Here is a 10,595-nt window from a genome sequence, read left to right on the forward strand (position 1 = left end):
TTATCCATGAGAGTTCAGCGCAATCCCTTGCGCAAAGTCAGCCAAAGCGCGCTCGCCGAGAGGTACCAGGCAAACGCCAACCCAACCTGCCCCCCGGTGCGCAGCGTTCCACCGAACCAGGCGATTGTAATCGCGACAATGCTGAACAGGGCATAGGCGAAGGTCACAACCGTGTGGCTCCTGCCTGTATGTACCCAACGCTGGTAAAAATGTTGCGCATGCGGTTGCCACCAGCGTTCGCCGGCGAGCATGCGCGACAGCAGCGTGAAGCCTGCGTCGATGGCGAACGCGGATATTGGTATCAACAGCAACCATGGCGTGAGCTCGGTCGCAACATTGCACAGCGCGAACAGCGCGGCGACCAGATACCCCAACGCGCCACTGCCGACATCGCCGAGGAAGATGCGCGCCCGCGGATAGTTGAACGGCAGGAAGCCGGCACAGGCCACGATCAGCACCCAGCACGGCCAGCGCAGCGGCGCGGGCAGCAGGACGGCGAAACCCAGCGCCACCAGCATCGCCTGGCTGGTCGCCAAGCCATTGATGCCGTCCATGAAGTTCCAGATGTTGATCAGCGAGATCGTCGCCAGCCAGGTCAACGCGGTCAACCAGGCATTTTGGTGCAATCGGTAGACAAGCCCCGCCAGCAACGTGGCGGCCAGCGCATGCACCAGCAGCCGCAGTGCGGCCGACAGCGGGCGGTGATCGTCCCACCAGCCGATGCCGGCGACCAGCACCAGTCCGGCAGCGAACGCCGCGATGGCCATGCCCTGCTGCGGCCAAAGCGCCGCCGCATACGCGCACCCCGCCAGCACCGTGGCCACGATTGCCACGCCGCCGCCGCGCGGCGTCGCCACCGTATGGCTGCGCCGCTCGCCGGGCGCGTCCATCAGCTTGCGCTTGAGGGCATAGCGGCGCGACAACCAGGTCCCGACCGCGCTGAACGTCGCCAGCGCGGCGAGCAGCGCCCACCCTGCCAGCTGCATCTACACCACCGCGTAGTTGAGCAGGGGCTTGACCGTGCCCCACTCCTTGCAGCTCGGGCATTGCCAGTGATGGGTGCGCGCGCCGAAGCCGCAGCGCGTGCAGCGGTAGCTGGGATTGCGCACCAGCAACTGGTCGGTGATGTGCTTCAGGTCCTGCAGGGTGGCGGTGGAATCGGCACCCTCGGCCAGGGTCAGGTCGATCAGCGCCGACTCGCCGCGGACCGACGGCCGATCCTTCAGCTGCCGCCCGAGATAGGCGCGCGCCGCAGACACGCCTTCCTGCGACTCCATCAACCGGGTCAGCGCCAGCACCGGGGCGATGCCGCGATAGTGCTCGGTCATTTCCGACAGGAAGGCGCGCGCGCCGCTGAGATCGTTGCCGCGGCGACGATAGCAATCCATCAGCGCCGGCATGATCTCCGGCAGGTAGTCCGGATCGTGCCGCGCGGCACGTTCGAAGGCGCGGATCGCGGCCTCGTCGTTGCCGTCGTCCACGTCGATGCGCCCTTCCAGGATGCCGGCGCGCACCGAGGTGGCGTCGGCCTGGTAGGCGCGCGCGATCGCCGAGCGTGCCAGCTCGGGCTTGCCGGATGCGCGGTAGCGGTCGGCCAGCTCGCATTCGAACTGCGCGATCAGCTTGCCCATCGGCTCGCCGGTCACGTCTTCGTAGCGGGTGGCGTTGTCGATCGCCTTTTCCCAATCGCGCTCGGCCTGGTAGATGCCGATCAGGTGCTTGAGCGCCTGCGGCGCGCGCTGGTCGATCTGCGCCAGCTCGGTGAACACGGTCTCGGCCCGGTCCAGCAGGCCGGATTTCATGTAGTCCTCGCCCAGCGCCAGCAAGGCCTGCACGCGCTGCGGATCGCTGAGGTCGGCGCGTTGCACCAGCCCCTGGTGCAGGCGGATCGCGCGGTCGACTTCACCGCGGCGGCGGAACAGGTGACCGAGCGCGACCTGGGTCTCGAAGGTTTCCTTGTCCAACTCGGCGATGTGCAGGAACAGCTCGATCGCCTTGTCCGGCTCTTCGTTGAGCAGGTAGTTCAGGCCGCGGAAATACGTGCTGGAAAGCCGGCTGACCTGCGTGTCGCCGTGGCGCTGGCCACCGCGGCGGCCGATCACCCATCCGCTCAGTGCCGCCAGCGGCAGGAACAGGAAGAACCAGAACCACTCGGTCAGGAAGTCCATCGAAGATCAGCGTCCGTCCACAGGCGGGGTATAGGTCGGTACCGGTGCGACGACCGGCGCGGCAGCGGCGGTCGCGGCCTTGTTGGCGCGGCGCAGCTTGGCGTATAGCGGGATCACCAACGTGGCCAGCACCAGTGCCGCGCCGATCACCACGCCGGCGAACAGCGAGACGATGATGGCGATGCCGGAGGTGGTGTTGATGCCGGCGACACCGAAATTGATGACGATCTGCTGCGAATTCAGCGATCCGATGACCAGACCGGCCAGCAGGAACACCAGCAATATCAGCAGACGGGCAATTTTCATGAAGCTCTCCAGCGTCGGGAGACACTAGATTAGCCGAACAGGCGCGGGTTCCGGGAAAGTCCGGGAGGCCACGGCGCGGGCTCGGAGCGTATCAGGGCGTGTCGGACTCGACCGGAACGACGCCGCTGACGCGTTCGCGCAATTCCTTGCCGGGCTTGAAATGCGGCACGTGCTTGCCGGGAAGCGCGACGGATTCGCCGGTCTTGGGATTGCGTCCCAGGCGCGGCGGCCGGTAATGCAGGGAAAAACTGCCGAAACCGCGGATCTCGATGCGGTCTCCGCCGGACAGCGCGCTGCCCATCATTTCCAACAGCGATTTCACCGCCAGATCGACGTCGTCCGCCTTCAGATGCGCCTGCTTGCGCGCCAGGATTTCGATCAGTTCGGACTTGGTCATTCGGATTCGTGCGGTGGGGTCGCAACCCGGCACGGCCCGGATCGACCGGGCCGTGCCAGAAACGCTGCGTGTGGCGGATTACTCGGACTTGTTGCCGTTCAACTGCGCACGCAGCAGCGCGCCCAGCTGGGTGGTGCCGCCCGACGCGGACTGGTATTCCTCCAGCACTTCGCGCATTTCGGCATCGTCCTTGGCCTTGATCGACAGCTGCAGGGTGCGGCCCTTGCGGTCCATGCCCACGAACTTGGCTTCGATCTTGTCGCCGACCTTCAGGTGCTGGGTCGCATCGTCGACGCGCTCGTTGGCGATGTCGCGCGCGGCGACGTAGCCCTCGATGCCGTCGGCCAGGTCGATGGTGGCGCCCTTGGCGTCCACTTCACGCACCACGCCCTCGACCTTCGAACCCTTCGGATTGGCCGCCATGTACTGGCCGAACGGATCCTGCTCCAGCTGCTTGACGCCCAGGCTGATGCGCTCGCGCTCCGGGTCCACCGCCAGCACCACCGCTTCCAGCGTGTCGCCCTTCTTGAAGTTGCGCACGATGTCTTCGCCGGTGGTGTTCCAGCTGATGTCCGACAGGTGCACCAGGCCGTCGATGCCGCCGTCCAGGCCGATGAAGATGCCGAAGTCGGTGATCGACTTGATCTGGCCGGACACCTTGTCGTTCTTCTTGTGGGTGGCAGCGAAGGTTTCCCACGGATTGGCGGCGACCTGCTTCATGCCCAGCGAGATGCGGCGACGCTCCTCGTCCACGTCCAAGACCATGACCTCGACCTCGTCGCCGACCTGCACGACCTTGGACGGGTTGACGTTCTTGTTGGTCCAATCCATTTCCGACACGTGCACCAGGCCTTCCACGCCCGGCTCGATCTCGACGAACGCGCCGTAATCGGTGACGTTGGAGACCTTGCCGTACACGCGGCTGTTGGCCGGGTAACGACGCGCGATGTTGTCCCACGGATCCTCGCCCAGCTGCTTCAGACCCAGCGAAACGCGGTTGCGCTCGCGGTCGAACTTCAGCACGCGCACGTCCAGCTCGTCGCCGACGTTGACGACTTCGGACGGATGGCGCACGCGCTTCCAGGCCATGTCGGTGATGTGCAGCAGACCGTCGATGCCGCCCAGGTCCACGAACGCGCCGTAATCGGTCAGGTTCTTGACCACGCCCTTCAGGATCGCGCCTTCCTGCAGCTTGTCCATCAGCTGCTCGCGCTCTTCCGAGTGCTCGCTCTCGACCACGGCACGACGCGAGACCACCACGTTGTTGCGCTTGCGGTCCAGCTTGATGAGCTTGAACTCCAGCTCCTTGCCTTCCAGGTAGGCCGGGTCGCGCACGGGGCGCACATCGACCAGCGAACCCGGCAGGAACGCGCGGACATCCTTGATGTCCACGGTGAAACCACCCTTGACCTTGCCGCTGATGCGGCCGGTGATGGTCTCGTTCTTTTCCAACGCTTCTTCCAGCTCGTCCCACACCATCGCGCGCTTGGCCTTCTCGCGCGACAACACGGTTTCGCCGAAGCCGTTCTCGAGCGAGTCGAGGGCGACCTTGACCAGGTCGCCTTCGGCGACGTCGATCTCGCCAGCGTCGTTACGGAACTGTTCGATCGGCACGATGCCTTCGGACTTCAGGCCGGCGTTGATCACCACCACGTCGCCGCGGACTTCCACGACGGTACCGGTGACGATGGAGCCCGGCTTCAGCTTGGCCAGATTGGTTTGACTGGCTTCGAACAGTTCGGCAAAAGATTCGGTCATTTGAAATTACTCTCGTGGACACACGGACAGTGCGTTTCTTCTGGAAACGGCGGACTGCCCACCTGGTTAGTCGGCCCAAACCGCGGCCGGGTGTGAAATGGGAAAAACCGCAGCGCGACATTGCGCGGCGGCGCGTGGAACAACGGTATTGCGGCATTACGTGAAGCGGATTGCGGGTACATCGCCTGCACGCCGCGGAAGCGGCGCCGTGCTGCTGCCCTACTCCCGGCGCGACCCTCAGGCGGGCAGCAAGTCCAGGACGCGGCCGACCACCTGTTCGATGTCCATGCCGGTGGTGTCGAGGAGGACGGCATCGTCTGCCGGCTTCAGGGGCGCCACCGAACGTTGGGCATCGCGTGCGTCGCGGGCCATGATCTCGCGCAGCAGGTCGTCGAATATAACGGAAACTCCTTTTTCCTTCAACTGGTTATGCCGGCGCATGGCGCGCTCCTCGGCACTGGCGGTCAGGAACACCTTGTACGGGGCGTCCGGGAAAATCACCGTGCCCATGTCGCGGCCGTCGGCGACCAGCCCCGGCGGGCGCCGGAACGCGCGCTGGCGCTGCTTCAGCGCCGCGCGCACCTCCGGAATCGCGGCGATCGCCGAGGCCACCGCGCCGGTGGTCTCCAGCCGCAGCTCGTCGGTGGCGTCGACCTCGTTGATCCTGACCCGCAGGCCGCGACCGGCCACGTCCTCGAAGGTGACATGGGTATCGAAGGTGCAGCGCACCAGCGCCGCGGCGTCGGAAATGTCCAGGTTCGCCCAGCTGGCGGCCACGCCGACCGCCCGGTACAGTGCGCCCGAATCCAGGTAATGCCAGCCCAGCTTGCCGGCGACGATACGGCTGACGGTACCTTTGCCGGCCCCGGAAGGGCCATCGATGGTCAGGACGGGAGCGGGGTCGTTCATGCGGTTCCTCGGACGGGGGGGCGGCGCATTGTAGCCCCGGCGCCGGCCTGGCTGGCGCAAGCAGTTGAAACCATGAAGAAAACCAGGCTATACTCGCCGGCTTACTGATCCAGCGACGTGGTTTCACCGCGCCGTTTCCTTCTCTAATCCACAAGTTTACGCCGAGGTGTGCCATGAAAGTCCTGTCCTCCCTGAAGTCGGCGAAGACCCGTCACCGCGACTGCAAGGTGGTCCGCCGCCGCGGCAAGGTTTTCGTGATCTGCAAGTCGAACCCGCGTTTCAAGGCTCGCCAGCGCTGATCCGACGACGGCCCGCCCTGCGGCACCGCGCGCACGGTTGCGGGTCATCGACGAAAGCCGCCTTCGGGCGGTTTTTTGTTGCCGAAATTTGCTGTAATCGCCGTTCGTCCTCTGGGGAGCACACCGTGATGAAGCACCGTCTGTCCGTACTGCCGCTGCTGGTCGTCCTGGGCCTGGCCGGGGGCGCCCACGCCGAGACCCTGCTGGTCGAACGGGTCAAGCAGGAACCCGTGGCGGCGATGCCGGCGCGCGGGCTGAGCATGGGCGAGGTCGAGTCGCGCTACGGCGCCCCGCAGCAGAAGCTGGAACCGCGCGGCGGACAGAAGCGGCAGTGGCCGACCATCAACCGCTGGGTGTATCCGGCCTTCACCGTGTACTTCGAGAAGCACAAGGTGGTGGACGTGGTCGCCAACCAGGCCGATGCCAACGAGGTTGGGCCCAAGCCTGCGATTCGGTGATGCGAGTCGGGATGCGAGCCCCTTCGCAAGAGCCCGATGTCTGCGAATCCTTCAAAAGCCCGCACATCCATGTGCGGGGACTTAAATAACAGCCTGGCTTCGGTCCGGTACGACGTGAGTAGTGGTCTGCAATGAGCGACAGCCTTCGCCTTCCCGCGGAATGGGAGCCCCAGTCCGCCATCCTGATCGCCTGGCCGCATGCCGGCACCGACTGGGCCGAGCGCCTGGCCGAGGTCGAGGAGACCTATATCGCGCTGGTCGCGGCGATCGTGCGCTACCAGCGCGTGCTGGTCTGCGTCGCCGATGCCGACCTGCAGATCTATGCCGAGGCGCGGCTGCGCTCGGCGCGGGTGGATATGCAGCGCGTGCAGTTCGTCGAGGCCGACTACGACGACACCTGGCTGCGCGATTCCGGCCCGATCACCCTGGCCCGCGCCGGCGGCGGTTTCCGCTTGCTGGACTTCCGTTTCACCGGCTGGGGCGGCAAGTTCCAGGCCAGCCGCGACGACCAATTGGTCAGCGCGCTCGCCGCGCAGCAGCTGTTTGCGGACAGCGATGTGCGCAGCATCGATTTCGCGCTGGAAGGCGGCGCGATCGACAGCGACGGCGCCGGCACCCTGCTGACCACCTGGCAGTGCCTGCACGAACGCCATCCGCAGCGCTCGCGCGAATCGCTGAGCCGCGACCTGGCCGACTGGCTGGCGCAGCAGCGCGTGCTGTGGCTGGACCACGGCTACCTGGAAGGCGACGACACCGACGCGCATATCGATACCCTCGCCCGCTTCGCCAGCGAAGACGCGATCGTCTACCAGGCCTGCAACGACGCGAGCGATTCGCACTACGCCGAACTGCAGGCAATGGGCGCCGAACTGGCGGCGCTGCGCACCGCCGACGGTCGCCCGTACCGGCTGTTCCCGCTGCCGTGGGCGCAGCCGGTGATCGACCACGGCCGGCGCCTGGCCGCGTCCTACGCCAACTTCCTGATCGTCAACGGCGCAGTACTGATGCCGGCCTATGGCGATGCGGCCGATGCGCAGGCGCAGGCGGTGATGGCGCAGGCGTTCCCGCAGCACGACATCGTGCCGATCCCGTGCCGCGCGCTGATCTGGCAGAACGGCAGCCTGCACTGCATCACCATGCAGCTGCCCGAGGGCGTGCTGGCGGCCTGATCCGCGTTCGCTGATCGAAGGCGCGCGCGAGCGACTGCAGGCTTTCGCCAGGTCGCACCGCCCCGCAGGCATCGCCATCCGCGCCGCCGGAGGACTCCGCTCCCGAGGCGGCGATGGCGACAGAACGCCGGCATTCATACCCCTCTGCGGAACCTGGGCAACGCACCGCATTCGGCACCGCACGGCGCTCGCGCCTCCACGCCGTGCCGCCCGGGAACATCGCCACGCCGCGCCGGGCGGCATTCATCTGCCGGGAACCTGCCGCGGCGCCATCCGCGTTACCATGCGCGCTTTCGCCGACCATCCTTCCGCAATGAGCCGAAACACTCTTTCCGTCGCGCTGATCCAGGAGCGCAACCATGGCGATGCCGCGGCGAATCTGGCGGTCATCGAATCGCGCGTGGCCGAGGCCGCGGCGCAGGGCGCGCAGCTGGTGCTGCTGCAGGAACTGCACAACGGCGCCTACTTCTGCCAGCACGAGTCGGTGGACGAATTCGATCTGGCCGAGCCGATTCCCGGCCCCAGCACCGAGCGCCTCGGCGCGCTGGCCAGGCGCCATGGCGTGGTGCTGGTCGCCTCGCTGTTCGAGCGCCGCGCCGCCGGCCTGTACCACAACACCGCGGTGGTGTTCGAGAAGGACGGCAGCCTGCTCGGCAAGTACCGCAAGATGCATATTCCGGACGATCCGGGCTTCTACGAGAAGTTCTACTTCACCCCGGGCGATCTCGGCTTCACCCCGATCCAGACCTCGGTCGGCCGCCTCGGCGTGCTGGTGTGCTGGGACCAGTGGTATCCGGAAGCGGCGCGGCTGATGGCGCTGGCCGGTGCCGAACTGCTGCTGTATCCGACCGCGATCGGCTGGGATCCCAGCGACGCGCAGGCCGAGCAGGAGCGCCAGCGCGACGCCTGGATCCTCAGCCATCGCGGCCATGCCGTCGCCAACGGCGTGCCGGTGCTCAGCTGCAACCGGGTCGGCCACGAAGCCTCGCCGCTGGCTGCCGATGGCGTGGTGGGCGCGGCCGGTATCCAGTTCTGGGGCAACAGCCACGTGCTCGGCCCGCAGGGCGAATTCATCGCCGAAGCCAGCGCCGAACCGACCGTGCTGGTCTGCGACGTGGACCTACAGCGCAGCGAGCACGTGCGGCGGATCTGGCCGTTCCTGCGCGACCGCCGCATCGACGCCTATGGCGATCTGCTGAAGCGCTACATCGATTGAGCCGCCTCTTGGACGACCTGCAGCTGCGTGCCGCCGAGGCCGCCGACATTGCCGCGATCGCCGCGCTGTACGCCGACGAGGTGCGCTGCAACGTCAATACCTACGAGTACGATGCGCCGGACCAGGCGGAAATGCTGCGGCGGATGCAGGACGTCGTCGCACGCGGCTACCCCTATCTGATCGCGCAGACCGCCGACAGCCGCCTCGCCGGCTATGCCTACGCGAGCAGCTACCGCGCTCGCATCGGCTACCGCTGGACGGTGGAGGACACGATCTACGTGGCGCCGGCGCTGCACGGCCGCGGGATCGGTACGGCGCTGCTGCAGGCGCTGATCGCGGACTGCGAGGCGCGCGGCTTCCGGCAGATGGTGGCGGTGATCGGCGACTCGACCAACCAGGCCTCGATCCGCCTGCACGAACGCCATGGCTTCATCCCGGTCGGCGTATTCACCGGACTCGGCCGCAAGCATGACCGCTGGCTGGACACAATACAGATGCAACGCCCACTGGGCTCCGGCGCCGACGAGGCGCCCTCCGATGAGTGATGGAATGAACGAACTTTCCCAGGCCGGCGACGACGCCCTGTTCGCCGGCCAGCCGTACCGCATCGTCGAGCGCGATGGCGTGCGCTATACCCTGCTCGGCACCGCGCATGTGTCGCTGGCCAGCGTCGCCGCCGTGGAACGGGCGATCGACAGCGGCCGCTTCGATGCGGTCGCGGTGGAGCTGGACCCGCAACGGCTGCAGGCGCTGACCGACCCGGACGCGCTGACCAAGCTGGACCTGGTGCAGGTGATCCGCAAGGGCCGGGTGGCGCTGTTCGCGGCGAACCTGGCGCTGGCCGCCTACCAGCGGCGCCTGGCCGAGCAGTTGGGCATCGAACCCGGCGCCGAACTCAAGCGCGCAGTGCTGTTGGCGCGCGAGCGGCAGCTGCCGGTGTACCTGATCGACCGCGAGGTCGGACTGACCTTCAAGCGCGCCTCCGGCCGGCTCGGTTTCTTCGGCAAACTCAAGCTCGGCAGCGGCCTGCTCGGCGGCCTGTTCGCCTCCGACGAGGTCGGCGAGGCGGAGATCGAGAAACTCAAGCAGGGCGACATGCTCGAGGCCAGCTTCGGCGACTTCGCCAGCGAAAGCCCGGCGCTGTACGACACCATCATCGCCGAGCGCGACCGCTACATGGCCACCCGCCTGCGCGAGGAACACGCGCAGCGGGCCGCGCCCGGCCAGACGCCGATCGCGACCCCGGACTATCTCGACAGCGCACGTGCCGACGGCATCCGCGACGTGCTGGCGGTGGTCGGTGCCGGTCATCTGGCCGGCCTGGCCAGGCACCTGCAGGACGATCAGGACGATCCGGCCACGCTGCGCAAGACGCTGGAAGACGTGCCGACCAAGAAAAAGGTTCCGTGGATCACCCTGACCCTGACCGCGCTGGTGCTGGGCGGCGTGGCCTGGGGCTACTGGCGTGGCGGCTTCGCGCTGGGCACCGACCTGCTGCTGCAGTGGGTGCTGTTCACCGGCGGCCTGGCCGGGCTCGGCTGCCTGCTGGCCGGCGGCCATCCGCTGAGCATCGTCGCCGGCGCCATCGCCGCGCCGCTGAAGCCGTTCCGGCCCGGCGTGCCGGCCGGTGCGTTCAGCGCGCTGGTCGAGGTGCACATGCGCAAGCCGGCCTACGGCGACTTCCTGGCGCTGCGCGACGACGCGCAGAACCTGCGCGGCTGGTACCGCAACCGCGTCTCGCGGGTGGTGCTGACCTTCCTGCTGACCAACCTCGGCAGCATGGTCGGGGTGTGGCTGGCGGGATTCCGCATCTTCGGCAAGCTGGCCGGTTGAGCTAGCGCGCCGCGGCGGCAGGGCCATGCGCCCTGCCCCATCGCATATGGCCTTCGTGTCGTCAACCGTCGTGTGAGGGGCT

Annotated in this window: 12 protein-coding genes; 6 read left to right on the forward strand and 6 right to left on the reverse strand. The window is 67.2% G+C overall.

All coding sequences use genetic code 11. The features are described from left to right. Positions 1-14: 14 nt before the first annotated feature. From HDC36_RS04995 to cmk, 6 genes are all read right to left on the reverse strand, one after another. Positions 15-986, reverse strand: a complete 972-nt coding sequence (locus tag HDC36_RS04995) for a glycosyltransferase family 4 protein (RefSeq protein WP_179564943.1) — start codon at positions 984-986, stop codon at positions 15-17. Then, positions 987-2,168 carry a lipopolysaccharide assembly protein LapB gene (gene lapB / locus HDC36_RS05000; RefSeq protein ID WP_179564944.1) on the reverse strand — a complete coding sequence of 394 codons (1,182 nt, stop codon included), beginning with the start codon at positions 2,166-2,168 and terminating at the stop codon, positions 987-989. 6 nt (positions 2,169-2,174) lie between these two features. Then, positions 2,175-2,474: a LapA family protein gene (locus tag HDC36_RS05005; protein ID WP_179564945.1), complete on the reverse strand. Its 300-nt coding sequence runs from the start codon at positions 2,472-2,474 to the stop codon at positions 2,175-2,177. A 91-nt stretch (positions 2,475-2,565) separates the two neighbouring features. Continuing rightward, on the reverse strand, positions 2,566-2,871 hold the full coding sequence (locus tag HDC36_RS05010; RefSeq protein WP_179564946.1) for an integration host factor subunit beta: 306 nt from the start codon (positions 2,869-2,871) through the stop codon (positions 2,566-2,568). A 78-nt stretch (positions 2,872-2,949) separates the two neighbouring features. Continuing rightward, a complete protein-coding gene (gene rpsA, locus HDC36_RS05015; RefSeq protein ID WP_179564947.1) occupies positions 2,950-4,629 on the reverse strand; it encodes a 30S ribosomal protein S1 in 1,680 nt (559 codons plus the stop codon). A 237-nt stretch (positions 4,630-4,866) separates the two neighbouring features. Further along, positions 4,867-5,538 carry a (d)CMP kinase gene (gene cmk / locus HDC36_RS05020; RefSeq protein WP_179564948.1) on the reverse strand — a complete coding sequence of 224 codons (672 nt, stop codon included), beginning with the start codon at positions 5,536-5,538 and terminating at the stop codon, positions 4,867-4,869. 173 nt (positions 5,539-5,711) lie between these two features. On the opposite strand from cmk, the gene ykgO reads away from it, so the two are divergent. The 6 genes from ykgO to HDC36_RS05050 all read left to right on the forward strand — a co-directional run bounded on the left by ykgO (position 5,712) and on the right by HDC36_RS05050 (position 10,513). Further along, positions 5,712-5,837: a type B 50S ribosomal protein L36 gene (gene ykgO / locus HDC36_RS05025; RefSeq protein WP_005913193.1), complete on the forward strand. Its 126-nt coding sequence runs from the start codon at positions 5,712-5,714 to the stop codon at positions 5,835-5,837. 128 nt (positions 5,838-5,965) lie between these two features. Next, positions 5,966-6,295 carry a hypothetical protein gene (locus HDC36_RS05030; protein WP_179564949.1) on the forward strand — a complete coding sequence of 110 codons (330 nt, stop codon included), beginning with the start codon at positions 5,966-5,968 and terminating at the stop codon, positions 6,293-6,295. Between the two features lie 131 nt (positions 6,296-6,426). Beyond that, positions 6,427-7,464, forward strand: a complete 1,038-nt coding sequence (locus HDC36_RS05035) for an agmatine deiminase family protein (RefSeq protein ID WP_179564951.1) — start codon at positions 6,427-6,429, stop codon at positions 7,462-7,464. A 313-nt stretch (positions 7,465-7,777) separates the two neighbouring features. Further along, entirely contained in the window at positions 7,778-8,680 is a 903-nt protein-coding gene (locus HDC36_RS05040; RefSeq protein ID WP_179564953.1) for a carbon-nitrogen hydrolase, read from the forward strand. After that, the gene (locus HDC36_RS05045; protein WP_255432591.1) at positions 8,677-9,225 is read left to right on the forward strand and encodes a GNAT family N-acetyltransferase; all 549 of its coding nucleotides are present in this window, start codon (positions 8,677-8,679) and stop codon (positions 9,223-9,225) included. Before HDC36_RS05040 ends, HDC36_RS05045 begins: the two co-directional genes overlap by 4 nt. A 4-nt stretch (positions 9,226-9,229) precedes the next feature. Continuing rightward, complete coding sequence (locus HDC36_RS05050; protein WP_179564955.1) at positions 9,230-10,513, forward strand: TraB/GumN family protein; 1,284 nt, start codon at positions 9,230-9,232, stop codon at positions 10,511-10,513. The last annotated feature ends 82 nt before the right edge of the window (positions 10,514-10,595 follow it).

The sequence above is a fragment of the Xanthomonas sp. JAI131 genome, assembly GCF_013410075.1.
GTDB classification, from domain to species: Bacteria; Pseudomonadota; Gammaproteobacteria; order Xanthomonadales; family Xanthomonadaceae; genus Xanthomonas_A; species Xanthomonas_A bonasiae.